The organism is Streptacidiphilus sp. MAP5-3, from assembly GCF_041262505.1.
Classification (GTDB): Bacteria; Actinomycetota; Actinomycetes; order Streptomycetales; family Streptomycetaceae; genus Streptacidiphilus.
Genome location: NZ_JBGCCL010000019.1, coordinates 1 through 26,456, shown reverse-complemented (window position 1 = coordinate 26,456; position 26,456 = coordinate 1). Strand labels below are relative to the sequence as shown.

The window sequence follows — 26,456 nt, the reverse complement described above, 5'->3', positions numbered from 1 at the left end:
GGAGTGCTGGGATGGAACCATGCAGGAGAGCGGTGGTCAGCGGGGTGCGGGCACGCCCGTCGGGCGGCGGGTCGTGCTCGGCGTGCTCGCGCTCGGCGCGGCCGGGGTGGCGTTCGGGGCGCGGATCCAGAACGGGCTCGACAACGTGCTGGCCAACGTCAGCAGTCACGACCCGACGGGGCTGACGGGTCTGCTGCCGGGCGGTGACGGCTTCCGGTTCTACTCGGTCGCCGACTCCATCCCGCACCGCAGCGCCACGGACTACCGGCTCACCGTCGGCGGCCTGGTCGACCGCCCGGCCACCTACACGCTGGCCGACCTGCAGGCGATGCAGCAGACCCGGCTGGTCAAGGACGTGCAGTGCGTGACCGGCTGGCGGGTGCCCAAGGTGGAGTTCAAGGGCGTGCTGCTGAGCGACCTGTTGGACCTGTCCGGCGTCCAGGCCCAGGGCACGGCGCTGCACTTCACCTGCTTCGACGGCGTCTACACCGAGAGCCTCACCCTGGCCGAGGCCCGGCGGAGCGACGTGCTGGTCGCCCACGAGATGAACGGCGCGCCCGTCACCGACGCCCACGGCGGACCGGTGCGGCTCTATGTCGCGCCCATGTACTTCTACAAGTCGGCCAAGTGGTTGTCCGGGATCACCGTGACCTCGCAGGTCGAGCCGGGCTATTGGGAGCAGTACGGATATGACGTCGAAGCATGGGTCGGCAACTCCAACGGACGCAACGACGCCCCCACCTCCACCGGCTGACCCGGGGAGCGCGCCGGATCCGGAGTTCCTGCGCCGCTTCACCGTCGCCGAGCGCTGGGTGCACCGGACGACCTCGACGCTGATGATGGTCGCCATCCTCAGCGCCGCCTTCCTCTACGTGCCGCAGCTCGCCGAACTCGTGGGCCGCAGACGGCTGCTGGTGATCATCCACGAGTGGAGCGGGGTGCTGCTGCCGCTGCCGCTCGCCGTCGGCCTCTTCTTCCGCTCGGTCCGCGCCGACCTGCGGAGGCTGAACCGTTTCGTCCCCCAGGACCGGGGCTGGACCTGGCGCGCCATGCGCCACGGCACCCGCCGCGCGGGCCCGGCGGGCAAGTTCAACGCCGGGCAGAAGATGTACGCGGCGCTGATCACGGGGGCGACGCTGGTGATGGTCGGCACCGGGCTGATCCTCTGGTTCCCCAACCTCGCGGCGCTGGACGTCCGTACCGGGGCGACCTTCGTCCACGACTGGCTGGCGCTGGTCATCGGCCTCCTGGTGCTCGGGCACATCCGGATGGCCGCCAAGGACCCGGAGGCCCGCCGCGGCATGCGCACCGGCCGCGTCGGCCGCCCCTGGGCCCGCCGCGAACACCCGCTCTGGGCGCAGGAGATGGACGAACAGCGCCGACAGCAGGCGCAGCCGGGGGAGCCGGGGGAGCACCAGGCGGAGCCGGAGCAGCCCCCCTCGGACGGCGCCGCCTAGGCCCTGTCGTCAAACTCCCGCCGGGCCCGGTTCGCCTGGCACGCCCTTCTGCTGCGTTGTCGGATCGCCCAAGTACGGCCCAGTACGAGGGCGATCCTCCGCCTTGCAGCTGGCCGCACCAGACAACCCGGGCTGATCCGGCGCGAGTTTGACGACAGGGCCTAGGGCCTCTCGGAAGAGAGGCCCTCACCCTGCCCGGCTCGTTCGATCTTCGCCGCGACGCCGTCGAGGAAGGTCGCCAGCGTCATCCGGAACACCTCCGCGTCGTCGCGGAACAGCGCGGTCAGCCGGGGCGCGCTCTCGTGCAGCAAGGGGTACTCGTCCTCGGGCAGCATGCCGTACCTGACCGCCCAGGCGGCCTCGTCCTTGGCCTGCGTCGCCTTGTCGAGGGCTGAGAACGCGGCGCTGTACTGGGTCATCGCCAAGGTCATGTCCAGCAGCGAACGACAGCACTCCGCGGACTCCACGACCGGCAGGCCCGCCCGGTGCAGGACCGAGATCAACAGCTCGACGCTGTGTGTCTCGGCGGGGGAGGCGGTGGTGCGGGCGGCGGCGAGGACCGCGAGGGCGGGGCGGGCCAGGTAGGAGGCCCGGATGCTCTCCGCCGTGACGGTCAGCCAGGCACGCCAGTCGTCCGACGGTCCGTCGGGCAGGGCGGCGCGGGCCAGTTCGACGCCCTCCTGGATGGTGATGTCGGCCATCGCCAGTACCAGTTCGTCCTTGTCACGGAAGTGCCGGTAGACCGCTGTAGGGTCGGCGCCGAGCTCCTTGCCGAGCCGACTGAAGGTCAACTGGCCACCGCTCTCGGGGGAGCAGAGCCGAAGGGCTGCCTCCAGGATCGACTCCCGGGTGAGCGCGACGCGTCGCTTCGCCGTCTCGCCGTCCGCCTCTGCGCGTGCCGCCACGCGGGCCTCACTTCCTCGTGCTCGTCGGTTCGTTCACTGCCATCGGTGACTGCCATCGATGACTGCCGCCGGTCACTGCTGCTGACTACTGCATCCGATCGTAACCATGGGTCATTGTCAATGCCATTGACAGCAGCGTTGTCACGGGCTTTGCTACTCCACACATCCGGCAGAGCTTCCCCCGGTTCTCCCCGTCCCTGCCCTGGAGTGCGCCCGTGCACCGTGATCACCTCCCCGCTGACCTGGTCTTTCTCGGCGGGCCCGTCTACACCGTCGACCCCGCCCGTTCCTGGGCCGGAGCCGTCGCCGTCCGCGACGGCCGCATCGTGGCCGTCGGCCAGGACCACGAAGTCCGCCCCCTGATCGGCCCCGACACCGAGGTCGTCGACCTGGCCGGCCGGCTGCTGCTGCCCGGCTTCCAGGACGCCCACGTCCACCCGGTCCTGGCCGGGACCACCCTGCGCAGCTGCGACCTGCACCAGCTGGAGACGGCCGACGCGTATGTCGCGGCCGTCGCCACCTACGCCGCCGCCCGCCCCGAGGTCGCCTGGATCACCGGCGGCGGCTGGAGCATGGAGGCGTTCCCCGGTGGGACCCCGCACCGCGCCCTGCTCGACGCGATCGGCGCCGTCGGCGACAGGCCGGTCGCGCTCCCCAACCGGGACGGCCACGGCCTGTGGGCCAACAGCCGCGCGCTGGAGATCGCCGGGATCACCGCGGACACCCCCGACCCGGCCGACGGCCGGATCGAGCGCGACGCCGACGGCAGCCCGACCGGCATGCTCCAGGAGGGCGCCGCCGAACTGGTGCTGCGTCACATCCCCCCGATCACCGAAGAGGACTTCTACCAGGGGCTGTTGGCCGGTCAGGCCTACCTGCACTCCTTCGGCATCACTGGCTGGCAGGACGCGGCGGTCGGCCCGGCCTTCGGCCCCGGCGACGTCTACGGCGCGTACCTGCGCGCCGACCGCGAGGGCACGCTCACCGCACGGGTGCGCGGCGCGCAGTGGTGGGACCGGGCAGGCGGGTTGGAGCAACTGCCCGGCTTCCAGGAGCGCCGCGCCGAGGCCGAGCGCAACGGCGAGCGGTTCCGCGCCGGGTCGGTCAAGATCATGCTCGACGGCGTCGCGGAGAACCACACCGCCGCCATGCTGGAGCCCTACCTCGACGGCTGCGGCTGCTCCTCCGGCAATGCCGGGCTCGACTTCGTCGACCCCGAGAAGCTCGGCGGGTACGTCGCCGAGCTCGACGCCGCCGGGTTCCAGGTGCACTTCCACGCGCTCGGCGACCGCGCCGTGCGCAACGCGCTGGACGCGGTCGAGGAGGCGCAGCGGCGCAACGGCGACCGCGGCAACCGGCACCACCTGGCGCACCTCCAGGTGGTCCACCCCGACGACGTCGCCCGCTTCCGGAGCCTCGGCGCGACCGCCAACATCCAGCCGCTCTGGGCCTGCCACGAGCCGCAGATGGACGAGTTGACCATCCCCTTCCTCGGTGAGCGGCGGGCCGGGTGGCAGTACCCGTTCGGCTCGCTGCTGCGTGCCGGCGTCATGCTCGCCGCCGGTTCCGACTGGTCGGTCTCCACGCCGGACGTGCTGGCCGGCGTGCACGTCGCGGTCAACCGCACGGGGGAAGAGGACCCGAACCGGGTCTTCGGACCCGAGGAGCGGATCGACCTCGGCTCCGCGCTCGCCGCCTACACCGCGGGCACCGCCCGGGTGAACCACCTCGACGACGTCACCGGTTCGATCCGGCCGGGCACCTACGCCGACCTGGTCGTGCTCGACCGCAACCCCTTCGACGGACCGTCCCAGGCCATCGCCGAGACCCGGGTGCTGCGCACCTACGTCCAGGGCGCCCTGGTCCACGCCGCCGACAGCCCAGCCGACGCCCCCTCGAACTGACCCGACCGCCGAGGAGACCCCCACCATGACCTCAAGGACCTCCAGAACCTCCGGACCGCTGCTCCGCGCCGTGCTCTCCGGTACCGCGGTCGCCCTGCTCGCCACCACCACGGCGTGCAGCTCGGGCGGCGGCAGCACCCCGGACGCGAAGAGCAACTTCTCCACCGCGCAGGTGACCACCGCGCCCGGGACCAAGGCGCTGTCCTCGCTCACCTGGTCCGGCGACTACCGCGCGCCCTACTCCGAGGACCCGATCAAGACGGCCGACTACCCCGAGGAGACCATCCTCGGCAACGTCTGCGAGCCGCTGATCCGGGTCGCCGCCGACTACTCGATGCATCCGGGCATCGCCAAGTCCTGGACCCAGCCCGACCCGGAGCACGTCGTGGTGAACCTGGACCCGCGTGCGAGGTTCAGCGACGGCAAGCCGGTCACCACCGCCGACGTGGTCTACAGCCTGGCCCGCAACATGGACCCCAACGAGGCCAGCAACTACGCCGACTCCTACAACGACGTCGCCTCGATCAAGGCGACCGGCCCGGAGCAGGTGACCGTCGCGCTCACCAAGCCGGACTACATCTTCACCCGTCAACTCGGGATCCTGGGCGCGGCGATCGTCGAGAAGGCATTCGCCGTCAAGGCCGGAGCGAACTTCGGCAACGCCAACGTCGGCGTGGTCTGCTCCGGCCCGTACACCATCGCCTCCTTCGACGGCACCAACGAGATGGTGCTGAAGAAGAACCCGGACTACTGGGACCCGAGCCACGCGGGCAAGGCGGACACGGTCACCTTCACATTCCTCTCCGACCCGTCCGCGCTGGCCAACGCGCTCTCCTCGGGCTCGCTCCAGGGCGCGTTCGACCTGGCCGCGTCGACCATCCCGCAGCTGAGCAAGGCCGCCGCGGGCAAGCTCTACATCGGCGGCGCGGGCTCGACGACGCAGAACATCGATCTGGTCGTCTCCAGCTTCAGCGGCGGCCTCGCCGACGCCCGCACCCGGCAGGCGCTGTCCATGGCCATCGACCGGCAAGGCATCGTCAAGGCGCTCTTCGACGGTGCGGCCGATCCGCTCTACTCCGTTGCCGGTCCCGGCTTCTGGCTGGGCAACCCGGCGCAGTCCACCTACCAGGCCGCCTACGACAAGCTGGTCAAGGGTCCGGACGTCGCCGGCGCCACCAAGCTGGTGCAGCAGGCGGGCGCGACCGGAAAGACCGTCACCATCGCCTACGCGGCCAGCACGCCGTCCCAGGCGCAGCTCGCCGAGGTGCTGCAGCAGACCGGCGAGCAGATCGGCCTCAAGGTCAAGCTGGCCGGCCTGCCGGACCAGCAGTACGGCAACCTCTTCACCGACCCCAAGGCGCGGTCCGGCTACGACGGCTTCCTGACCATCAACTACATGGAGTTCCCCGAGGCCGCGACCATGTACGCGAGCTACGCGGCCAAGACCGGGGTGCAGAACTTCAACGGCTACGCCAACCCGGCCGTCCAGGCCGCGCTCGACGCCGCCCAGGCCACGAACGACCCGACGGCCCGCGCCCAGGCCGTCATCAAGGCGCAGGACATCCTGGGCACCGATCTGCCCTGGATCCCGATCGTGGCACCGCGCGCCCTGCTCTTCCAGAACAACGGCGTCACCGGCGCCCCGCTGACGTTCTCCTACATGGACAACGCCTGGGTCAGCGCGATCGGGGCGCCCTGATGGGCCGGCTCCTGCTGCACCGCCTCGGTGGCCTGCTCACCACGCTCTTCCTGTCCAGCATCCTCATCTTCGGCAGCCTCTACCTCGCGCCCGGCAGCCCGGAGAACGTGCTCTTCGGCAACCGGATGCCGAGCCCCGCAGTCCGTGCGGCGGTCCGGCACCGGCTGCACCTGGACCAGCCGCTGCCCGTGCGCTACTGGGACTGGCTGACCGGTGTCGTCCACGGCGACCTCGGCACCTCGATGGTGACCGGCCAGCCGGTCGCCGACCGGATCGGCGCAGGGCTCGGCAACACGCTGCTGCTGGTGCTGATGACGATGGTGCTGGTCGTCGTGCTCGGCATGGGCATGGGTCTGGCCGCGGCGCTGCTGCCCGGCCGCGTCGACGGCGCGGTCAGCGCGCTCACCTCGGTCTCGGTCACCGTCCCGCCGTTCGTCGCGTCCGCGCTGCTGATCTCGGTCTTCGCGGTCAAGGCGGGCTGGTTCCCGGCCTCCGGGATCGGCGACGGCCTGGGCGGCAAGCTCGACGGGCTGGTGCTCCCGGCCGTGGCCATGGCCGTCATCTCCTGCGGCTTCCTGGCCCGGGTCACCCGCAACGCGGTCCGCGAGCAACTGGAGCGCGAGCACGTGCAGACCGCGTTGGTGCGCGGCCTGCCGCGGACGACCGTGCTCCGCAGCCACGTCCTGCGCAACGCCATGCCACCGATCATCACCGCGATCGGCCTGCTCACCGCCGGGACCTTCGCCTCGACGCTGGTCGTCGAGTCGGCGTTCGCGGTGCCCGGGATCGGGCAGCTGACCATCCAGTCGGTGGCGCAGAAGGACTTCCCGGTCGTCCAGGCCGTGGCGTTGATGCTGGTCGCCGCGTTCGTGCTGTGCAACGCGGCCAGTGACCTGATCCAGGCCCTCGTCGACCCGCGCCTGCGCGAGGCAGGGAGCAGCTCATGAAAGCCGGGCACCTCATGAAAGCCTTCTTCACGCGTACGTACGGCCAGTTGGGCCGCTCCGGCACGGTCGCCGCGGTCTTCCTGGCCGTGGTGCTGCTGGTGGCGCTCGCCGCGCCGCTGGTCGCCCCGGCCGACCCCAACCAGGCCAACCTGCTGGACGCCTACGCCGGTCCGTCCGGCAGCCATCTGCTGGGCGCGGACGGCATCGGCCGCGACATCCTCTCCCGGCTGATCTACGGCTCGCGGACGAGCCTGCTCGGCCCCGCGCTGGTCGTCGGCGTGGCCCTGCTGATCGGCATTCCGCTGGCGCTGGCGGCGAGTTGGTACGGCGGGCTGGTCGACGGCGTGGTGGCGCGGATCTTCGACCTGGTCTACGCGCTCCCCGGCCTGCTGCTCGCCGTGCTGACGGTGGCGCTGTTCGGGCCGGGGCTCACCCCGGCGGTGGTGGCGCTGTCCATCGCCTACATCCCCTTCCTGGCCCGGATCGTCCGAGCGGCGGCGCGGCAGCAGCGGGTCAGCCCGTACGTCGACGCGCTGGCGGTGCAGGGCTTCGGCGCGGTCCGGATCACGGTCCGTCACATTCTGCGCAACATCATGCCGGTGGTCGTCGGCCAGGCCGCCATCGCCTTCGGCTACGCGCTGCTGGACCTGGCGTCCCTGTCCTATCTGGGGTTGGCCGTCCAGGCGCCCACGCCCGACTGGGGCGTGATGGTCAGCGACAGCGACGCGCTGCTCAAGGGCTACTGGCTGCCGGTGATCGCGCCGGGCGTGCTGATCGTGCTGACGGTCCTCGCACTGACCGTGCTGGGCGCCCGGATCAGCGGCGAGAAGCCGCCGGGCTACCTGCGCCGGGCCAGGAGGCAGCGGACGGCTCCCGCCGCGGTGGGAGCCGCTGAGTCGAACGACAAGACCCCGGTGGGAGCCGCGAGATGAGTACACCCCTGCTGGAACTGTCCGGCCTGACCGTCGACTTCGCCACAGACGACGGCGGCTCGCGGACCCTGCTCGACGGCGTGGACCTGACCCTCGCGCCCGGCGAGGCGCTCGGCCTGGTCGGCGAGTCGGGCTCGGGCAAGTCGATGACGGTCCGCGCGGTCACCCGGCTGCTGCCGCCCGCCGCGACCGCCTCCGGGACCGTCCGCTTCGAGGGCCGCGACGTCGGAGCGATGGACGCCGCCGCACTGCGCGGTTACCGCGACGGCGGTGTCGGCATGGTCTTCCAGGACCCCCGCGCCCACATCAACCCGACCCGGCGGATCGGGGCCTTCCTGATCGAGGCGCTGATCAAGAACCGCGGCCTGAAGAAGAAGGAGGCGCTGGCCCGGGCCGAGGCGGTGCTCGCGGACGTCGGCATCGACGACCCCGCGCGGCGACTGCGCCAGTACCCGCACGAGGTCTCCGGCGGCATGCTCCAGCGCGTGATGATCGCGTCGGTGCTGCTCGCCGAGCCCCGGCTGATCCTGGCCGACGAGCCGACCACCGCGCTGGACGTCACCATCCAGCGCGAGGTCGTCGCGATCCTCGACCGGCTGCGCCGCGAGCGCGGCATGGGGATGGTCTTCATCACCCACGACCTCGATCTGGCCCTCGCCGTCTGCGGGCGCGTCGCGGTGATGTACGCGGGACGGATCGTCGAACTGCGCAGCGCCGAGACGCTGCACGAGCGCGCCGCGCACCCGTACACCTTGGGCCTGCTGGGCTCGCGTCCGGCGATCGACGAGCGGGCGGAGCGGCTGCGGGCCATCCCAGGCCGCCCGGTCTCGGCCTTCGAGGCGGGTCCCGGCTGCGCCTTCGCACCGCGGTGCGGCTTCGCGGTGGAGGACTGCCACAGCACTCCGCAGCAGCTGACGGAGTTCGACGGTGGCCTGGTCCGCTGCGGTCGGCTTGCGGAGATCCACCCGGACCGCATCAGTGAGGAGGCGACCGCATGAACGCCGTTGAGGTGCGGGGCCTGAACAAGTTCTTCAAGGCCCACCACGCCGTCGTCGACGTCGACTTCACCATCCCGGCGGGCGGCTCGCTCGGGATCGTGGGGGAGTCGGGCTCCGGCAAGACCACCGTCGCCCGGATGCTGGTCGGCCTGGAGCGCCCGAGCAGCGGCACCATCGCGGTCATGGGCCGCGACCGGAGCCGTCCCGCGCGCGGCGGCGGCGAACGCAACGCCCGCGCGCGGGAGCTGCAGATCGTCTTCCAGGACCCCTACACCTCGCTGGACCCGAGCCAGAGCGCGCGGGCGGCGGTGGAGGAGGTGCTCCGGCACCACGGCGGCCTTTCCGCCGCCGAGCGTGCGGAGCGGCTGACCGAGCTGGTCGACCAGGTGGGCCTGACCGAGCGTCAGGCCCACGCCAGGCCACGCGACCTCTCCGGCGGCCAGCGTCAACGCGTGGCCATCGCACGAGCGTTGGCGGCCCGGCCGAAGGTGCTGGTGCTGGACGAGGCGGTCTCGGCGCTGGACGTGTCGATCCAGGCGCAGATCCTCAACCTCCTGGCGGACATCCGCCAGGAGACCGGGATCGCCTACCTGCTGATCTCGCACGACCTGGCCGTGGTCCGGCAGCTGTGCGACACCGCGCTGGTGCTGCGGCGCGGGCAGGTGGTCGAACAGGGCGACTGCGCGCGGATCCTGGACGATCCGGCGGAGGAGTACACCCGCGCCCTGCGCGAGGCGGTCCCGGTCCCCGGCTGGACCGTGGGGGGCTGACCGTCAGGCGGGCCGGACGGTGACCGTCAGCACGGTCCCCGGCCGGGCCGACGGGACGGAGATGTCCGCCGTCCCGTACCAGCCGTCGTGCGGCTGGCGGACGTCGAGGTGGGTGCGGGCCGACCCCGCGCCGGTGACCGCGATCGCCGCTCCGCCGGGGTAGACCGAGGGCGGCAGCACGACCTGGGTGGGGGCCTTCACCGTGCTGGTGCGGTACTGCAACGTCCACACCCCGGTCGCCGCGTCGTACGAGTCGCTGACCGGGCTGCCCGCCAACGCCCGTGCGTAGGGCGCGAAGACGGGCGCGTCGCCGGGGTGCGGGGTGCCGTCGGGGCCGAGCGGGGTGTAGCCGCCGTTGCCCTCGCCCCAGTACCACATGGTCCAACCGGCGGCGAACTGCCGCATGGCCGCGACCTGTTGGGCGACGAGCTGGGTGTTGCCCGGTCGGTCCGCATCCGGCGGCCCCCACTCGCCGACCAGGACCGGCATGTGGTGCGCCGTCGGATAGGCGGTGATGGCGGAGAGGTAGTTCTGGATGAAGCCGTCCGCCGGGTTCCAGTCCTGGCCGTTCTCCACGTTCGTGTCGTAGAAGTGCGGCGCGTACCCGATCCGTGGCGCGCCGTGCCGGGGATCGGTGAAGCCGGGCAACTGCGTCGGGACGCCCTCGCCGACCAGCACCGTCGGCTCGACGAAGATCCAGGAGCCGGAGTCCTGGCTGCGCACCGCCGCGATCAGCCGCCGGTACATCGCCGCCAGCCGTCCCTGCTCCAGCGCGGCTGAGGCGGCGATCTGGTTCGCCGGGTCCGTCGGGTCGCCCGCGATCGGGCCGCTGGGCTCGTTGAACAGGTCGTAGCCCAGCAGCGAGCGGTGGCCGCGCAGTTCGCGGGCGACGTGGGCGTAGAAGTCGGCCTGGTCGAGCCGCAGATCGGCGTCGTCGTAGAGGTGGGTGAAGGCGCGCTGGACGGCGGGCTGGAAGTACCCGGCGAACCAGTCGCTCGGGTCGGGCACAAAGGGCAGGCCGTCGTCCCGGGTGGCCCAGAGCGGCGCGCCGTCCGGGCTGCCGCCGTCGTACTTGGGGCCGAAGACGTCCTGGTGGAAGTCGATCACCACACGCAGTCCGTAGCGGTCGGCGGCGTCCAGCAGGGTCTGCAGCTTGCGGAACTCCGCTTCGTCGTAGACGCCGCGCTGCGGCTCCAGCCGCGCCCAGGTGATGTCGAGACGGATCAGGTCGAAGCCGTGCGCGGCAATGGCACGGATGTCGGCGGGGGTGGTCTCGTCGTACTTGTCGACGTTGAAGCCGCGCAGGCCGAGCAGCCGCCCCTGGTCGTCGGTGAACCCCAGCGGCCCGGCGGCGGGGACGGACGCTGCGGCGACGGCTGGAACAGTGGCCGGGCGGGCGGTGGCGATGGCGGGTGCAGCGAGGCCGGCGGCCAGTGCGAGGGCGATCACTGCTGCGGAGCGACGGGCGCGCAAGGGCACCTCCGAAGGGGGCGGGCCGGGGGAAGCAGTCCGATGGCCGCCGATCATGCTCCCCGGCTCCCGCAGGCGCAAGGCTAACGCGAGTATTCCTCATGTTTTCTTGTCGACGCCGCTCCCTGCCGCGCCTCCTTCTCCGCCTCCTTCTGCCCCGGCTTCCACGTCCGCTGCCGGGCGATGTCAGTGCCGTCCCCGATACTCGGACCCATGACCGCACCGGAGCTCGACCCCGCCCACCTGCGCGCCTGGTGGGCACACCGCCAGGGTCTCGACGGCTCGCTGTCCGGGGCCGACCCGGCCACCGTGCTGACGCGCTCCGGCTGGGCCAGGTCCGTGGGGGGCGCCGCTCCCTACCTCGGGCTCTTCGCCCGTGCCGGGCTCTCGCGCGAGGTCGTGGACGAGGCCGTCGCCGCGCTGGAGATCCACGAGCTCCCCTCGGCGCGCGGCTGCACCTATGTCCTCCCGGCCGCCGACTTCGCCCTCGGCCTCACCCTCGGCGCGGGCGCGCCCGAGGGCGAGCTCGCGGCAGCCCGCAAGCACCTGGGTGTGACCGACGCCGAGACCGACGCGCTGCGGGCCGCCGTGCTGGCCGCGCTGGAGTCGGCTCCCGGCCCGCTCGACCCTGCCCGGATCAAGGACGCCGTCGGCGACGCGGTCCGCAGCCTGGGTGAGGCGGGCAGGAAGCGCGGCACCGCGACCACGCTCCCGCTCGCCCTCGGGCTGCTCCAGGCGAGCGGTGAGATCCGCCGCGCCCCGGTCAACGGCCGACTGGACCAGCAGCGCTACGGCTATGTCCGCTGGCAGGCAAGGCCGGTGGGGGTGGCGGAGGCCGACGTCGAGCTGGCCCGGCGCTACTTCGCCTGGGCCGCGCCGGCCTCGCTCCCGCACTTCCGCTGGTTCTCCGGTTTCACCGCCGCCCGAGCCAAGGCCGCGATAGCGCCGCTCGGCCTGGCCCCGGTCGAGGGCACGGACCTGCTGCTCCCGCCCGAGCTGGCCGAGGAGTTCTCGGCCTACCGACGTCCCGAGAAGCCGCACTACGCGCTACTGGCCGGGATCGACGGTATCCACCTGCTCCACCGTGACCTCGTCCGCCTGGTCGACCCCGCGGACGCCGAGCGGCCCGTCCCGGGCGCCAAGGCCGGGCGGGTCTTCGGCTCGGACGCCGACCCGCAGTGCCACCTCGTGGTCGACCGCGGCCGGATCGTGGGGTTCTGGGAGTACGACACCGAGCGGTCCGAGCTGGTCCACCAGCTCTTCGTCCCGCTCGACGCCGCACTCCAGGACGCGCTGACCCGCACCGAGGCCTTCGTCCGCGACCAGCTCGGCGACGCCCGCGGCTTCAGCCTGGACTCGCCCAGGAGCCGCGTGCCCAAGATCGCCGCGATGCGCGGGGCGGGCGGCAACGGCTGAGGAACCTCCGCCGTACAGCGGGCTGACAGTGCACGGCCATGCCCCTATGCTGACGCCACCTCCAGCAGAGGGTCCGTCAAGGGAGCACTGGGAGCAGCCGTGACGGTGAGCACCGGCAGTCCGCTCCACCCGGTCGGTCAGCTCAGTCCGCTCAGCCCGGCCAATCCGCTCAGCCCGGTCGTGCGCCTCGCCATGGTGGTGCCCCGGACGCTGGGCGCCGCCTACGCCGGACTGCTGCTGACACTCGCCCCCTCACACACGGACCTGCTCTTCGCCTGGACCATGTCCCCGGTCACCGCCACCCTGATCGGCGCCGGGTACGCGGGTAGTTGCGCGATGCTCTGGCTCTGCGCCGCCCGTGCCCGGCAGTGGGCCCAGGCGCGGGTCAGCGTGCTCAGCTCCTCCCTCTTCATGCTGCTGATGCTGGCCGCGATCCTGCTGGACCGCGGCACACTGCACTTGACGGGCGGTCAGCTCTTCGCCGTGCTCGCCGCGTACGGCTGGCTCGGCTTCCATCTGCTCGCGCCGCTGAGCGGAGCGGTGGGGCTTGGCGTGCAGCGGTTCGGGGCTGCCGGTCGTTCGGTGTCCCGCACGGCTCCGCGGCCCGGGCCGATGCCGTGGTGGGTGGCGCTGCCGACCGTCTCCTCAGGCTTCTTCCTGGCCGTCCTCGGCGGCCTCCTCTTCGCCTCACCCGGCTGGGCCGCCCGGAACTGGCCCTGGACGGCGGGTCAGCTCGACATCCGGGTGCTCGCCGCGTTCGCGCTGACGTTCAGTATCGCGATGCTGATGACCGTCCGCGACCGGGAACTGCAGCGGGTACGCCACGGTATGGTCGCCCTGGTGGTCACCGGGCTGCTCGGGTTGGCCGGTCTGCTCCGCTACGCGGACCAGGTCCGCTGGGGCTCGGTCGGCGCGTCGGGCGTGGTCGCGGTGCTGATGCTCCTCCTCGGCCTGGGTATGTCCGGCCTGGGGCTCTCCGTCGTGCTGCCGCAGGCCCTGCCGCCGACCACGCGACGGAATGCATCGCCGACCGCACCGATCGCGCCCCCGGTTGCACCCTCGGTCGCACCGTCGGGAGCCCTCGGCGGACCGGAATCCGGTGCGGGCAACCCCGCTTGAGTAGGTGTCAGTGTTGCGGGGTACTCTCTCCAACTGGACGGACAGTTGCACACCGACCTCACGGGGCGGATAGGCTTCGCACACGGCCCTGGTGCCTTCCAAGGGGTGGGACATGGAACAGATGCAACAGCTGCGCAGGCCGCGCATTCCTGCGGTCCAGTGCGGCACGGGTGTGGCGAGCCGTCGGCTCGACCGGCACCTCGCGGTGCTCGGCGCGCCCGCGCTGCCGCAGATCGAGGTCGCCGAGGCGGTCGGCCTGATAAGGGAGCTGACGCCGCGCGGCATTTCCGTCAACGAGCCTGCGGTTGCGGCACGCCCCAACCGCTTCTCGCGCACGGTCCTGCTGGCTCCGCTGCGTCGGCTCTCCCGTTCGCTCTTCGGCAGCCGGGGGCGGTAACCCGCGGCTCCGCCGGGCCACGGCGGGTGGGGCGTCCCCGTGACGCGCTACTCCGCCGTGGCCTGCTTCAGCACGACCTGGTACGCCTTCTCCTCGCCCCGCTCCGCCAGCCGCCACCCCGCCGCGGTGCGCACCAGCCGGTCGACGTACCAGAGCCCGCACTGCAGCAGTCCGCCCTCGTCGGGCAGCTGCATCGGGTTGTGACACATCGTCCGCGCGGTGGCGCGGTCCCCGTCGATCTCGACCAGCATGTTCGCCACCAGATGCTGGGTGGCCGGGAACATCGGCAGCACCGACTCCAGGAACGCACAGATCTCGGGCACCGTCCCGCGCGGCCCGCCCATCGCCGTGTAGTCCACGACGGCGTCCTCGGTGAAGACCTCTTTCAGTGCCGCCCAGTCGCGGCCGTCCACGGCATGCGCGTAACGCGCGAACAGTTCCTGGATCTCCAGGCGGTCGGAGATCTCCTGAAGCGTCAACATGCGCGCCAGTGTGGGCGGGAGGCGCGGAGAAGTGAAGAGCAGGGCACTGACGGGCTGTGAGGTGATCACCGGATCGGGCTAGCGCAGGGGGCGCGGGGTCGCACGCGCTCCTACGTTCGGAGTGGTAGGGACCACGACGAGAGGCGCCAGTCATGCTCACACACCGACGTCCGACCATGCTCCTGCTGTGCGGCCTGACCGCGGCGACGCTCGCCGGCACGGCGGGCTGCTCCAGCAGCACGAAGGCGGCGGTCGGCAGCGCCGCCAGCGGCAAGGCCTCCTCGGTCGCCTCCGCCGCGAAGTCCGCGGCGGAGGGTGCGGCAGCCGGCGTGAAGGCCAGCGTGAAGGCCAGCGTCTCCGCGAAGGCGTCCTCGAAGGCGCTCGTGAAGGGCGTGACCGCGGGCGCGTTCTGCTCGGTGAGCGGCGAGAACGGCGAGACGCGCTCCGGCCAGGCGATGACCTGCAAGAAGGACTCCGCAGGCAAGGACCGCTGGACCTCCGCGGTGAACGCGTCCGCTTCTGCCTCGGCGGGCCAGTTCTGTGCGACCTCGGGCGCGACGGCGACCAACGGCAGCACGAAGCTCGTCTGCAAGGCGGGCTCCGACGGCCGCGACCGCTGGACGAAGCAGTAGGCAGCTCCTTCCGCAGACGGGAGGCTGCACCATCCAGGGGCGCGAGGCTCTGCTGATGTGCGGCTCCGCCGCGTGGGCGCGACGAGCGGGGCGTGTGCAGCCACCTGCGGGAGCGAACGTGCAGATGACGAACTCGTAACGAATACCCGTGAGTTCACCGGACGCTGCTCCGCGCCGGTGCCCGTCAGGGCCAGAGGCGCTCCCGCGTCCAGGTCCGGGTCCCGGGCTGCGCGGCCCGGTAGCGGAGGCGGACGTGGCCGCGTCCCTGGGCGCCCTGCCAGAACTCCACCGTGGTCGCGCGGAGCGTGAACAGCGCGTGCTGCGGATCCACCGCATCCGGCTCCGCCTCGACGCGGGCCAACGCGCCCGCGAACGCGCGTGGCAGCTCCGCCGGGTCGTGCAGCACCTCGCTCTGGTGACCGACCAGGCTCGCCGCGCGGGAGCCCGGGAGGCGGCTCAGGAAGTCCGCCGCGGCCGTGCCGGCGTCCGCCCGCTCCACCGGGCCGCGGATGCGGATCTGGCGGGCCTGCTCGCGCCAGTGGAAGCCGAGCGCGGCGTGCGGCTGCCCGGACAACTGCCGCGCCTTGGGACTGCCCGCGTCGGTGGCGAAGGTCCAGCCGTGCTCGTCGGCGTCGCGCAGCGCGACCACCCGCAGATCGGGGACGCCGTCGGCGTCCACCGTGGCGAGCGTCATCGCGTGCGGCTCCCGGACGCCCTCGGCGACGGCGCGGGTCAGCCAGGCGAGGAACAGCGGAAACGGTTCCTCGGGCGCCTGCCCGGGGTCGTCGGGGTCGAACCCGGGCAGTTCGCCCGCCATCATCGGCACGCCGAAGAGCAGCCGCCGCACCGGGCCGAGGCCCTCCCGAGGGTCCACGGCGTCGCCCGCAGGGGTCCCGCTCATGCGCGCAGCGCTGCGGCGATGGAGCGGGCCAGCCGTTCCAGGTACTTCTGGGTCACCGGCTCCCGGGTCACCAGCAGGTGCCAGTAGAGCGGGCCGGCGATCAGGTCCAGCGCCAGGTCGGGGTCGGTGCCGGTCGGGAGCTCGCCGCGGTTCATGGCCCGCTCGACGAGCGCGGCGCTGCTCTCGCGCTGGCTCTCGCGCAGCGCCAGGGCCAGCGTCCCGGCGATGTCGGGGTTGCGCGCGGCCTCGGCCAGCAGGTCGGGGACGATCTGCGCGGCCAGCGGGTGGCGCAGCACCCGGTAGACGACCTGGATCAGCAGCCGCAGGTCCAGCTCCAACGAGCCCGTGTCGGGGAGCACGACGCCGGTGGTGACCAGGTCGGAGACGACCTCGATCACCATCGGCAGCTTGGAGCGCCAGCGCCGGTAGACCGCCGTCTTGCCCACCCCGGCGCGCCGTGCCACGGCCTCGATCGACAACCGGGCGTAACCGGTGGTGGCCAGCTCCTCGAACACGGCGGCGCGAATGGCTTCGGTCACATCGTCGCGCAGCACCGCCGCCCCCGTGGGCTGCCGTTTCGCCTCTCCGGCCGCCGGGCTGGACGTTGCCTGTGAATCCGCTGGATCCGCAAGGGCGGCAGGCGTCGACTGAGTTCCCATATGCTCCCCTGTCAGCACTGGTGAGTGTCCGGCTCCGTTTTGTGAAGCCAACGCTACGCCAGCGTTGCGACGTTACGGTTGCGTTCCGTCGCCAGTCCCCGTTAGCGTCTCTTCAGGATGAGACGATACCGTTTCGTCCTGTCCAGTGGGACGGATGCTTGGGAGTAGCGTGTCCACGGTGTATGAGCAACGGGCGGCAGACATGGCCGACCCGGACGCGGGGCTCAGCCCCGCCGAGCTGGCGGCGAAGTACGGCCTGAAGCTGAGCGGCAAGCGCCCTTCGCTGTTCGAGTACTCCCGGCAGCTCTGGGCCCGGCGGTTCTTCATCGGCGCGTATGCCACCGCGAAGCTCGTGGTGCAGTACTCGTCGTCGAAGCTGGGCCAGGTCTGGCAGGTCCTGACGCCGCTGCTGAACGCGGGCGTCTACTTCCTGGTCTTCGGCATGCTGCTGGGGACGAGCCGGGGCATCCCCGACTACATCCCGTACCTGTGTACGGGTGTCTTCGTCTTCAACTTCACCCAGCAGGCGGTGCTGAACGGCACCCGTGCCATCTCGGACAACCTGGGCCTGATCCGCGCGCTGCAGTTCCCGCGTGCCTGCCTGCCGATCGCCTTCACGATCAACCAGCTCCAGCAGCTGGTGATCTCGATGGGCGTGCTCGGCGTGATCATCCTGGTCAGCGGCCTGCCGATCACCATGCACTGGCTGCTGGTGATCCCGATCCTGATCCTCCAGTCGTGCTTCAACGCGGGTCTGGCCATGTGGATGGCCAGGATCGGCGCCAAGACCAGCGACATGGCCCAGCTGATGCCGTTCATCATCCGCACCTGGATGTACCTGTCGGGCATCTTCTGGTCGGTCAGCACGGTCACCGCGCACCTGCCGCACCCGGCCGCCGTGGCGATCGACCTGAACCCCGCGCTGATCTTCAACGAACTGATGCGCTACGCCCTGATGGACTCGGTGCCGGCGAGCAGCCTGCCGCACCACGTCTGGGTGATGGCCGCTGCCTGGGCCGTGATCGGTGGCCTCGGCGGATATGTCTTCTTCTGGAAGGCTGAGGAGGAGTACGGCCGTGGATGACCAGGAGATGATCGACAGCGTGCTGGAGCCGCAAGGCCCGCCGCCCGCTCCCGACGAGAAGATCCCCACGGTGGTCGTGGACGACGTCCACATCATCTACAAGATCTACGGCGCCGGTGCCGGCAAGGGCTCGGCCACCTCCGCCCTGTCCCGGATCATGATGCGCAAGGCCTCGCCCGCGCTCAGCGAGGTGCACGCGGTCAAGGGCATCAGCTTCACCGCCTACAAGGGCGAGGCGGTCGGCCTGATCGGCTCGAACGGCTCCGGCAAGTCCACCACCCTCGCCGCCATCGCGGGCCTGCTCCCGCCTGCCTCCGGCGCGATCTACACGGACGGCCAGCCCTCGCTGCTCGGCGTGAACGCGGCGCTGATGAACGACCTGACCGGCGAGCGCAACGTGGTGCTGGGCTGCCTGGCGATGGGCATGACCTACGCCGAGGTGCGCGAGAAGTACCAGGAGATCGTCGACTTCTCCGGCATCAACGAGAAGGGCGACTTCATCTCGCTGCCGATGCGCACGTACTCGTCCGGCATGAGTGCGCGTCTGCGGTTCTCCATCTCGGCGGCCCGTACCCACGACGTGCTGATGATCGACGAGGCGCTGTCCACCGGTGACGCGGCCTTCCGCAAGCGGAGCGAGGAGCGCATCCGCGAGCTGCGCAAGGAGGCCGGTACGGTGTTCCTGGTCTCGCACAGCAACTCGACCATCCGCGAGACCTGCAACCGGACCATCTGGCTGGAGCACGGCGTCATCCGGGCCGACGGCGACACCGAGGACGTCGTCAAGGAGTACGAGGACTGGACCGCCACGCGCAAGTAGGACGCGTTCGACGGGATTTCGTCCGACCAGGACGTACCCGCACGTGTCCGACCCACGGGCCGACACCGACAGCCGCCGCGAGTACCCCTCGCGGCGGCTGTCGGCGTGAGGTCGTAGGCTGCGTGGACGTAGGGTGTGAACAAGATCGAAGCTATGTGTGAAGCGGCATGCCGTCATGCCCGGCGACGGGGTGAGGGGCCGGGCCAGGCGGTGGCCGCTGACCTGCAAGGCGTGTCCCCTGTGGGCAGCCTGTCAAGATCGGTGTAGAACGGGGGGGTGGCGGTCATGACGATGCGTCGGCAGCAGTCCGGTGAACACATGTCCGAGGAGTCCGCCGGGGAGACCCGGGCCGGCTCCTCCAGTGCGGTGCTCGACAAGGCGACTCGGGAGAACTTCCCGGTCGCCCCCTTCTTCCTGCCGTCCTACATGCGCCAGGGGCTGATGGCCGTCTACGGCTTCGCCCGGCTGATCGACGACGCGGGCGACGGCGACCTGCCCGACCCGCGCGGCACTGCCGAGCTGCTGGGCGTGGACTGGCAGCAGGAGCGCGACGAGGCGGCCGAGACGGCCTTCCGGCTGGCCCTGCTGGACGCCCTGGACGCCGACGTGGACGCCGCCTTCGAACGCGTGCTGCGCGGCAGCGGCGAGGGGCCGCGGCATCCGCTGATCGCCGCGCTGGTGCCGGTGATCGACGAGCACGGTTTGACCGTCGAGCCTTTCCGCGGCCTGATCGAGGCCAACCGGGTGGACCAGCGGGTCGCCACCTACCAGACCTTCGACGACCTGATGGGCTACTGCGAGCTGTCCGCCAACCCGGTGGGACGCCTGGTGCTCCAGTTGGCCCATCTGGCCACCCCGGAGCGCGTCCGCTGGTCCGACTCCGTCTGCAGCGCGCTCCAGGTGGTCGAGCACCTCCAGGACGTCGCCGAGGACCGGGCCAGGGGCCGGGTCTACCTGCCGCAGCAGGACATGAAACGCTTCGGCGTGACCGAACGGGAGCTCGACGCGCCGCACGCGGGTACGGCCCTGCGCGGCCTGGTGCTGTTCGAGTCCGATCGGGCCCGGGCGCTGCTCGACGAGGGCGCGCCGCTGATCGGCTCGGTCTCCGGACGGCTGCGGGTGCTGCTGGCCGGTTTCTCGGCCGGTGGCTACGCCGCGCTCGGGGCCGTCGCGGCAGCCGGGTACGACGTGCTCGCGGGAGCTCCCAAGGCCGGCAAGGGCCGACTCGCCGCAGAGGCGGCGCGCGCCCTGCTGCCCGGTAGGCCGGCGCGGGGGATTCGACCGGCGCGCGGGACCGGCAGTGGGGCGGACCGGCACGACGACGCGCTGCGGCGCAAGGAAGCGAAGGGTACGAGGTGAGTCGGCAGACCACGGCGTCCGACCCGGCGTCCGACCCGGCGGCCGAGCCGCTGTCACCCCAGGTGGCGGCGGCCTACCGGTACTGCGAGGCGGTGACGGGCAGCCAGGCCAAGAACTTCTCCTACGGCATCCGGCTGCTGCCGGTCGCCAAGCGCCAGGCCATGTCCGCGATCTACGCCCTGGCCCGCCGGATCGACGACATCGGCGACGGCGGCTGGTCCGACGCGCGCAAGTTCGAGGAGCTCGGCGCTACCCGGGGCCTGCTGGACCGGATCCGTGAGGGCGCGGTCGAGCCGGAGGACACGGACCCGGTCAAGGTCGCGCTGGCGCACGCCTGCTCGGTCTTCCCGATTCCGTTGGACTCCTTCGACGAACTGATCGACGGTATGGAGATGGACGTTCGAGGCACCTCGTACGCCAGCTTCGAGGAGCTGCGCCACTACTGCCGCTGCGTGGCGGGCACCATCGGCGTGCTCTCGCTCTCCGTCTTCGGCTGCACGGACCCCAAGCGCGGCGCCGAGTACGCCGACACCCTGGGCCTCGCGCTGCAGCTGACCAACATCCTCCGCGACGTCCGCGAGGACGCCCTCAACGGCCGGGTGTACCTGCCCGCGGAGGACCTGGCCCGGTACGGCTGCGAGCAGGGCTTCGGCCTGGACACGCCGCCGCCGGGGGCCGACTTCCGCGGCCTGGTCCTCTTCGAGGCGCGCCGCGCCCAGGGGTACTTCGACGAGGGCCTGCGGCTGCTGCCGATGCTCGACCGGCGCAGCCGCGCCTGCGTCGGCGCGATGGCCGGGATCTACCACCGGGTGCTGGAGCGGATCATCGCGGAGCCGGAGGCCGTGCTGCGCGGCCGGGTCTCGCTGCCCGGCTGGGAGAAGGCCTATGTAGCACTCTCGGGGCTGGTCGGAGGGCGTAGCTCTTGAACAACCGCCCGATCGTGTCCAAGCCGTTTGCCCGCTCGGCGTGGTGGGGAACCACTCGACGCCGCGCGGCGTCGAGGCCGACGCGGGTCGGCGAAGGGGGGTGGCCCGTATGAGCGGGCGGCTCGGCATGCGCAGGGCACTCGTCGTCGGGGGAGGTCTGGCGGGCATCACCGCCGCGCTGCGCCTGGCCGACGCGGGACTTTCCGTCACGCTGGCCGAGTCCCGGCCGCGGCTCGGCGGCCTGGCGTTCTCGTTCCAGCGCGGCGCGCTGACCGTCGACAACGGCCAGCACGTCTTCCTCCGTTGCTGCACGGCCTACCGCGGCCTGTTGCAGCGGCTCGGCGTGCGCGACGAGGTCTGGCTCCAGCCGCGCCTCGACGTGCCGGTACGCGACGTCAACACCGGCCGCTCGGGCAGCATCCGGCGCGACCCGCTGCCGGTGCCGCTGCACCTGGGCCGTGGGCTGGTCCGCTACCCGCACCTGAGCCTCGCCGAGCGTGCGGCGACCGGCAAGGCCGCGCTCGCGCTCAAGCAGCTCGACCTGGCCGACCCGGCGCTGGACCAGCAGTCCTTCGGCGACTGGCTGCGTGCGCACGGCCAGTCCGCGCGCGCCGTCGAGGCGCTGTGGGACCTGGTCGGGGTCGCCACGCTCAACGCGACCGCCGACGAGTCGTCACTGGCGCTGGCCGCCATGGTCTTCAAGACCGGCCTGCTCTCCGAGCCCGGCGCCTCCGACATCGGCTTCGCCCGGGTGCCGCTGGGCCGGATCCACGACGACATGGCGCGCGCCGCACTGGAGCGCGCCGGGGTGCGGGTGCTGCTGCGCGCCCGCGCGGTCGAGGTCAAGCCCGACGGCGAGGGCCGCCACCTGGTCCAGCTGGAGGGCGAGCGTCTGATCGGCGGCGCCGAGACGATGACCGACGTGGACGCCCTGGTCCTGGCCGTGCCGCAGGACGCCGCGCATGCGCTGCTGCCGCCCGGCTCGCTGGCCGAGCCGGAGAACCTGCTGCAGCTCGGCTACGCGCCCATCCTCAACGTGCACGTCGTCTACGACCGCCCGGTGCTGGACCGGCCGTTCCTGGCCGCGCTCGGTTCGCCGGTGCAGTGGGTCTTCGACCGCACGTCGCACTCCGGCCTGACGGGCCCCGGCCAGTACGTCGCGCTGTCGCAGTCCGCCGCCCAGGCGGAGATCGACCTGCCGGTGGCCACGCTCCGGCAGCGCTACCTGCCCGCGCTGGAGCGGCTGCTGCCGCGCGCCCGCCAGGCGGAGGTCACCGAGTTCTTCGTGACCAGGGAGCGCACCGCGACCTTCGCGCCCGCGCCCGGCACCGCCCGGCTGCGGCCGGGGCCGCGCACCTTGACCCCGGGTGTCCACCTGGCCGGTTCGTGGACCGCCACCGGGTGGCCCGCGACCATGGAGAGCGCCGTGCGCAGCGGGACGGCCGCGGCTCGTAGCGTCCTGAGGGAGCTGTGATGACCGACGTTCAGACGCAGGCCGAAGAGCACAATGCCGAGCACAACACCGGGCAGCACGAGCCCAGAGCGAACGGAGAGGGTACGAGCGTGGTAGCGCGCCCCGATCAGGCACCGACGGCGGAGGCAGTCGACGTGCTGTCCCTGCTCGACCACGGCAGGACGCTGTGCACCCCGGTGCTCAGGGAGGCGGTCGCCCGCCTCGCGCCGCCCATGGACGCGGTCTCCGCCTACCACTTCGGCTGGACCGACGCCGAGGGGCGCCCGACCAAGGGCGACAGCGGCAAGGCCGTGCGTCCGGCGCTGGCGCTGCTCTCGGCCCGTGCCGCGGGTGCGCCGGCCTCCGTGGGCGTCCCCGGCGGCGTCGCGGTGGAGCTGGTGCACAACTTCTCGCTGCTGCACGACGACCTGATGGACGGCGACGAGACCCGCCGTCACCGGGCCACCGTGTGGACCGTGTTCGGCCCGGCCCAGGCCATCCTGGTCGGCGACGCGATGATGGCGCTGGCCAACGCGATCCTGCTGGAGACCGCGACGCAGGGCACCGCCACCGCGGTCGACGCCGGGCGCGCGGTGCAGCGGATCACCACCGCCACCCTCAAGCTGATCGACGGCCAGGCCCAGGACCTCTCCTTCGAGCACCGCGACCGGGTCAGCGTCGAGGAGTGCCTGGAGATGGAGGGCAACAAGACCGGCGCGCTGCTGGCCGTCTCCGCCTCCATCGGCGCGGTGCTGGCCGGCATGGACGACAAGGCGGCGGACGCGCTGGAGCGGTACGGCTACCACCTGGGTCTCGCCTTCCAGGCCGTCGACGACCTGCTCGGCATCTGGGGCGAGACCGAGGTCACCGGCAAGCCCAACTTCGGCGACCTGCGCCAGCGGAAGAAGTCCCTCCCGGTGTCCGCCGCGCTGGCCGAGGGCGGCAAGGCCTCCCTGCGTCTGGCCGAGCTGCTCGCCGACGAGGAGGGACGAGGTCACGAGGACGAGGAACAACTTGCGGTGCGCGCAGCGCTGATCGAGGAGGCGGGTGGCCGCGCCTGGACGGCGGAGGAGGCCCGTCGACAGCACAGCACGGCGCTGGCGGCGCTGGACGAGGTCGCCATGCCCGCCGAGGTGCGGGCACAGTTCGCCGCGCTCGCCGAGTTCGTTGTGGTTAGGGAGAGGTGACGACATGACAGCATCCCCGGACGGCCGGCTCGACCCACAGCACGACGCGGAGCCGGCCGCGGAGGGCACCACCGGGAGCACTGCACACACCGACAGCACTGCAAGCACCGAGGCAACTGCAAGCACCGAGACGGACACCGACCAGGTCGCGCGCGAGACACTCGACCGCGCCGTCCAGCACCTGTTGGGCCTGCAGGACGAGGCCGGCTGGTGGAAGGGCAACCTGGAGACCAACGTCACCATGGACGCCGAGGACCTGCTGCTCCGTCAGTTCCTGGGCATCCGCACCGAGGAGCAGACGCGCGCCACCGCGGACTGGATCCGTTCGCAGCAGGGGGCGGACGGCACCTGGGCCACCTTCTACGGTGGCCCCTCCGAGCTCTCGACCACGGTCGAGGCCTATGTGGCGCTCAAGCTCGCCGGGGACGACCCGGAGGCACCGCACATGAAGCGGGCCTCCCGGTGGATCCGCGAGCAGGGGGGAATCGCCGCCACCCGGGTGTTCACCCGGATCTGGCTGGCGCTGTTCGGCTGGTGGCCCTGGGAGCGGCTCCCGGAGCTGCCGCCGGAGGTCATCTTCCTGCCGCGCAACTTCCCGCTGAACATCTACTCGTTCGGTTGCTGGGCGCGGCAGACCATCGTGCCGCTGACGGTCGTCTCGGCGCACCGCCCGGTCCGTCCCGCGCCCTTCGCGCTGGACGAGCTGCACACCGATCCGGAGAACCCTTTCCGCAGTCGGCCGATCGCCCCCGCGTACACCTGGGACGGGTTCTTCCACCGGCTCGACAAGGCGCTGCACTACTACCACCGGATGCCGGTCAAGTCGTTGCGCCGCCTCGCGCTGCAACAGGCGGCCCGGTGGATCGTGGAGCGGCAGGAGGCCGACGGCTGCTGGGGCGGCATCCAGCCTCCGGCCGTCTACTCGCTGATCGCGCTGCACCTGCTCGGCTACGACCTGGAACACCCGGTCATGAAGGCCGGGTTGGCCGCCTTCGACCGGTTCACCGTCCACACCGACGAGGGCCACCGCTGGATCGAGGCCTGCCAGTCGCCGGTCTGGGACACCTGCCTGGCGCTCACCGCGCTGGCCGACGCGGGCCTGCCCGCCGACCACGAGGCGCTGGTCCGGTCGGCCGACTGGCTGATCGGCGAGGAGGTCGTCCGCCGCGGCGACTGGGCCGTGCAGCGTCCGGATCTCCCGGCGGGCGGCTGGGCGTTCGAGTTCGACAACGACAACTACCCGGACATCGACGACACCGCCGAGGTGGTGCTGGCGCTGCGCCGGATCGCCCACCCGGAGCCCGGCAAGATCGGCGCGTCCACCCGTCGCGGCGTGGACTGGGTGCTCGGCATGCAGTCCAAGAACGGCGCCTGGGCGGCGTTCGACGTCGACAACACCAGCACGCTGCCGAACAAGCTGCCCTTCTGCGACTTCGGCGAGGTGGTCGACCCGCCGTCCGCGGACGTCACCGCGCACGTGGTGGAGATGCTGGCCGCCGACGGCAAGGCCGGGGACGTGCGGACCCGGCGCGGAATCGACTGGCTGCTCAAGGAGCAGGAGGCGGACGGCTCCTGGTTCGGCCGCTGGGGCACCAACTACGTCTACGGCGTCGGTTCGGTGGTCCCCGCGCTGGTCGCCGCCGGGCTGCCGACCGACCACCGGGCGATCCGCCGGGCGGTCGACTGGCTGGAGGAGAAGCAGAACGAGGACGGCGGCTGGGGCGAGGACATGCGCTCCTACCAGGACAAGTCCTGGGCCGGTCGCGGCACGTCGACGGCCTCGCAGACCGCCTGGGCGCTGATGGCGCTGCTGGCGGCGGGGGAGTCCGGCTCCTGCGTCGACCGCGGCGTGCGCTGGCTGGCGGAGACCCAGCTGCCCGAGGGCACCTGGGACGAGCCGGAGTTCACCGGGACGGGGTTCCCGTGGGACTTCTCCATCAACTACAACCTCTACCGGCTGGTCTTCCCGGTCACCGCGCTCGGCCGCTACCTGTACGGCACCCCGCACCTGACGCCGAGTGAGGACACCGTGGGGAGCGCCACCGGGAGCGCCGTCAGCGGTGCCGCCGGTTCGCGACGCGGTCTGCCGGGCCCGGCGGGCGGGCAGGAAGCACCGGTCTCGCGTCGGCTGCTGCCCTCCCTGGCCGGGCGGCGGTTGCGGTGAGACCCGGTCCGGACGCGGGTCCGGATCCCGACCCGCCCGGCGCACCCCTGGTGGCGTGCGCGCTGGGCATCGAGGCGCGCGCCCTGCGGGGCGCGCGCCCGGGCCGGGGAATGCGCCCGCGCCCGGTCCTGCGCACCGGCATGGGCCCCGCTCGGGCGGAGCGCGCCGTAGGCGACGCGCTCGCCGCTGCGGCGCACGCGCCGTGCGGACTGGCCTTCGCGGGCCTCGGCGCTGCCGTGGTCCCGGGAACACGCCCCGCCGACGTCCTGGTCGCCACCGAGGTGCGCGACGATCAGGGCGTGGCCGCGCGAACCGACGAGGGCTGGGCCGAGGCGACCGCCGAGGCTCTGCGCGCGGCCGGACTGACCGTGCGTCACGGTGTGCTGCGCTCCAGCGACCACGTGGTCAGGGGCGCCGAGCGCGCCCGGCTGGCCGAGTCCGGCGTGGTCGGCGTCGACATGGAGACGGCGGCGGCCTTTCGAGTGGCCACCGGACTGCCGTTGTTGGCCGTTCGCGTCGTTGTGGACACGCCCGAGCACGAGCTGGTCCGGCCGGCCACCCTCGTGCACGGCCCCCGCGCGCTGCGCGCGCTCAAGCAGGTCGGGCTGGTGCTCGCGACCTGGCATCCGCAATTCTGCTGAGTTCTGCTGAGGAGTTCTGCCATGACCGCCGTGTCCCTCGGAATGCCGTCCGTGCCGCTGGAGCTGTTGGCTCCGCGTCGTCAGAGCCGTCGGATCATGGTGGGGAATGTCCCGGTCGGTGGGGGTGCGCCGAT

The 26,456-nt window shown here is 72.1% G+C and carries 25 protein-coding genes; 20 read left to right on the top strand and 5 right to left on the bottom strand.

Features of this window, described 5'->3' with window-relative positions:
* Positions 1 to 19 precede the first annotated feature (19 nt).
* Positions 20 to 754: a molybdopterin-dependent oxidoreductase gene (locus ABH928_RS24895; RefSeq protein ID WP_370070198.1), complete on the top strand. Its 735-nt coding sequence runs from the start codon at positions 20 to 22 to the stop codon at positions 752 to 754.
* On the top strand, positions 690 to 1,457 hold the full coding sequence (locus ABH928_RS24890; protein ID WP_370070196.1) for a cytochrome b/b6 domain-containing protein: 768 nt from the start codon (positions 690 to 692) through the stop codon (positions 1,455 to 1,457). Before ABH928_RS24895 ends, ABH928_RS24890 begins: the two co-directional genes overlap by 65 nt.
* A gap of 161 nt (positions 1,458 to 1,618) precedes the next feature.
* Here ABH928_RS24890 and ABH928_RS24885 read toward each other — a convergent pair whose 3' ends face one another.
* Positions 1,619 to 2,362: a TetR/AcrR family transcriptional regulator gene (locus ABH928_RS24885; RefSeq protein ID WP_370070193.1), complete on the bottom strand. Its 744-nt coding sequence runs from the start codon at positions 2,360 to 2,362 to the stop codon at positions 1,619 to 1,621.
* Positions 2,363 to 2,577: 215 nt separating this feature from the next.
* Here ABH928_RS24885 and ABH928_RS24880 point away from each other — a divergent pair, with 215 nt between their 5' ends.
* From ABH928_RS24880 to ABH928_RS24855, 6 genes are read left to right on the top strand one after another with little or no spacing between them, the layout of a single operon-like run.
* Positions 2,578 to 4,266 carry an amidohydrolase gene (locus ABH928_RS24880; protein ID WP_370070191.1) on the top strand — a complete coding sequence of 563 codons (1,689 nt, stop codon included), beginning with the start codon at positions 2,578 to 2,580 and terminating at the stop codon, positions 4,264 to 4,266.
* A gap of 25 nt (positions 4,267 to 4,291) precedes the next feature.
* Entirely contained in the window at positions 4,292 to 5,965 is a 1,674-nt protein-coding gene (locus ABH928_RS24875) for an ABC transporter substrate-binding protein (protein ID WP_370070189.1), read from the top strand.
* Positions 5,965 to 6,912 carry an ABC transporter permease gene (locus ABH928_RS24870; protein WP_370070187.1) on the top strand — a complete coding sequence of 316 codons (948 nt, stop codon included), beginning with the start codon at positions 5,965 to 5,967 and terminating at the stop codon, positions 6,910 to 6,912. The genes ABH928_RS24875 and ABH928_RS24870 overlap by 1 nt, the downstream gene beginning before the upstream one ends.
* The gene (locus ABH928_RS24865; RefSeq protein ID WP_370070185.1) at positions 6,909 to 7,844 is read left to right on the top strand and encodes an ABC transporter permease; all 936 of its coding nucleotides are present in this window, start codon (positions 6,909 to 6,911) and stop codon (positions 7,842 to 7,844) included. The genes ABH928_RS24870 and ABH928_RS24865 overlap by 4 nt, the downstream gene beginning before the upstream one ends.
* A complete protein-coding gene (locus ABH928_RS24860) occupies positions 7,841 to 8,842 on the top strand; it encodes an ABC transporter ATP-binding protein (RefSeq protein WP_370070183.1) in 1,002 nt (333 codons plus the stop codon). The genes ABH928_RS24865 and ABH928_RS24860 overlap by 4 nt, the downstream gene beginning before the upstream one ends.
* Positions 8,839 to 9,612, top strand: coding sequence for an ABC transporter ATP-binding protein (locus tag ABH928_RS24855; protein WP_370070181.1), 774 nt, complete (start codon positions 8,839 to 8,841; stop codon positions 9,610 to 9,612). Before ABH928_RS24860 ends, ABH928_RS24855 begins: the two co-directional genes overlap by 4 nt.
* 3 nt (positions 9,613 to 9,615) lie before the next feature.
* Here the strand turns inward: ABH928_RS24855 and ABH928_RS24850 are convergent, their stop codons facing one another.
* Positions 9,616 to 11,085 (bottom strand): cellulase family glycosylhydrolase, encoded by a 1,470-nt coding sequence (locus ABH928_RS24850; RefSeq protein ID WP_370070179.1) that lies wholly within the window; start codon positions 11,083 to 11,085, stop codon positions 9,616 to 9,618.
* A 210-nt stretch (positions 11,086 to 11,295) separates the two neighbouring features.
* Here ABH928_RS24850 and ABH928_RS24845 point away from each other — a divergent pair, with 210 nt between their 5' ends.
* From ABH928_RS24845 to ABH928_RS24835, 3 genes are all read left to right on the top strand, one after another.
* On the top strand, positions 11,296 to 12,498 hold the full coding sequence (locus tag ABH928_RS24845; protein ID WP_370070177.1) for a DNA glycosylase AlkZ-like family protein: 1,203 nt from the start codon (positions 11,296 to 11,298) through the stop codon (positions 12,496 to 12,498).
* A 99-nt stretch (positions 12,499 to 12,597) separates the two neighbouring features.
* Positions 12,598 to 13,617 carry a hypothetical protein gene (locus ABH928_RS24840; protein WP_370070175.1) on the top strand — a complete coding sequence of 340 codons (1,020 nt, stop codon included), beginning with the start codon at positions 12,598 to 12,600 and terminating at the stop codon, positions 13,615 to 13,617.
* A gap of 112 nt (positions 13,618 to 13,729) precedes the next feature.
* On the top strand, positions 13,730 to 14,014 hold the full coding sequence (locus ABH928_RS24835; RefSeq protein WP_370070173.1) for a hypothetical protein: 285 nt from the start codon (positions 13,730 to 13,732) through the stop codon (positions 14,012 to 14,014).
* A gap of 47 nt (positions 14,015 to 14,061) precedes the next feature.
* On the opposite strand, the gene ABH928_RS24830 is transcribed toward ABH928_RS24835, so the two are convergent.
* Positions 14,062 to 14,496, bottom strand: a complete 435-nt coding sequence (locus ABH928_RS24830) for a nuclear transport factor 2 family protein (RefSeq protein WP_370070171.1) — start codon at positions 14,494 to 14,496, stop codon at positions 14,062 to 14,064.
* Positions 14,497 to 14,648: 152 nt separating this feature from the next.
* Between ABH928_RS24830 and ABH928_RS24825 the strand changes: the two genes are divergently transcribed.
* Entirely contained in the window at positions 14,649 to 15,128 is a 480-nt protein-coding gene (locus ABH928_RS24825; RefSeq protein ID WP_370070169.1) for a hypothetical protein, read from the top strand.
* A gap of 184 nt (positions 15,129 to 15,312) precedes the next feature.
* On the opposite strand, the gene ABH928_RS24820 is transcribed toward ABH928_RS24825, so the two are convergent.
* Positions 15,313 to 16,029 (bottom strand): pyridoxal 5'-phosphate synthase, encoded by a 717-nt coding sequence (locus tag ABH928_RS24820; RefSeq protein WP_370070167.1) that lies wholly within the window; start codon positions 16,027 to 16,029, stop codon positions 15,313 to 15,315.
* Complete coding sequence (locus tag ABH928_RS24815; RefSeq protein WP_370070165.1) at positions 16,026 to 16,688, bottom strand: TetR/AcrR family transcriptional regulator; 663 nt, start codon at positions 16,686 to 16,688, stop codon at positions 16,026 to 16,028. The genes ABH928_RS24820 and ABH928_RS24815 overlap by 4 nt, the downstream gene beginning before the upstream one ends.
* A 202-nt stretch (positions 16,689 to 16,890) precedes the next feature.
* Between ABH928_RS24815 and ABH928_RS24810 the strand changes: the two genes are divergently transcribed.
* From ABH928_RS24810 to ABH928_RS24775, 8 genes are all read left to right on the top strand, one after another.
* The gene (locus ABH928_RS24810) at positions 16,891 to 17,772 is read left to right on the top strand and encodes an ABC transporter permease (RefSeq protein WP_370070391.1); all 882 of its coding nucleotides are present in this window, start codon (positions 16,891 to 16,893) and stop codon (positions 17,770 to 17,772) included.
* A gap of 7 nt (positions 17,773 to 17,779) precedes the next feature.
* Positions 17,780 to 18,592, top strand: coding sequence for an ABC transporter ATP-binding protein (locus ABH928_RS24805; protein ID WP_370070389.1), 813 nt, complete (start codon positions 17,780 to 17,782; stop codon positions 18,590 to 18,592).
* 318 nt (positions 18,593 to 18,910) lie between these two features.
* Entirely contained in the window at positions 18,911 to 19,951 is a 1,041-nt protein-coding gene (hpnC, locus tag ABH928_RS24800) for a squalene synthase HpnC (protein WP_370070387.1), read from the top strand.
* Entirely contained in the window at positions 19,948 to 20,877 is a 930-nt protein-coding gene (hpnD, locus tag ABH928_RS24795; RefSeq protein ID WP_370070163.1) for a presqualene diphosphate synthase HpnD, read from the top strand. Before hpnC ends, hpnD begins: the two co-directional genes overlap by 4 nt.
* 109 nt (positions 20,878 to 20,986) lie before the next feature.
* The gene (hpnE, locus tag ABH928_RS24790; RefSeq protein ID WP_370070161.1) at positions 20,987 to 22,351 is read left to right on the top strand and encodes a hydroxysqualene dehydroxylase HpnE; all 1,365 of its coding nucleotides are present in this window, start codon (positions 20,987 to 20,989) and stop codon (positions 22,349 to 22,351) included.
* Complete coding sequence (locus ABH928_RS24785; protein WP_370070159.1) at positions 22,351 to 23,517, top strand: polyprenyl synthetase family protein; 1,167 nt, start codon at positions 22,351 to 22,353, stop codon at positions 23,515 to 23,517. Before hpnE ends, ABH928_RS24785 begins: the two co-directional genes overlap by 1 nt.
* Before the next feature lie 4 nt (positions 23,518 to 23,521).
* Positions 23,522 to 25,681 carry a squalene--hopene cyclase gene (gene shc / locus ABH928_RS24780; RefSeq protein WP_370070157.1) on the top strand — a complete coding sequence of 720 codons (2,160 nt, stop codon included), beginning with the start codon at positions 23,522 to 23,524 and terminating at the stop codon, positions 25,679 to 25,681.
* Positions 25,678 to 26,322 (top strand): 1-hydroxy-2-methyl-2-butenyl 4-diphosphate reductase, encoded by a 645-nt coding sequence (locus ABH928_RS24775; RefSeq protein WP_370070155.1) that lies wholly within the window; start codon positions 25,678 to 25,680, stop codon positions 26,320 to 26,322. Before shc ends, ABH928_RS24775 begins: the two co-directional genes overlap by 4 nt.
* The last annotated feature ends 134 nt before the right edge of the window (positions 26,323 to 26,456 follow it).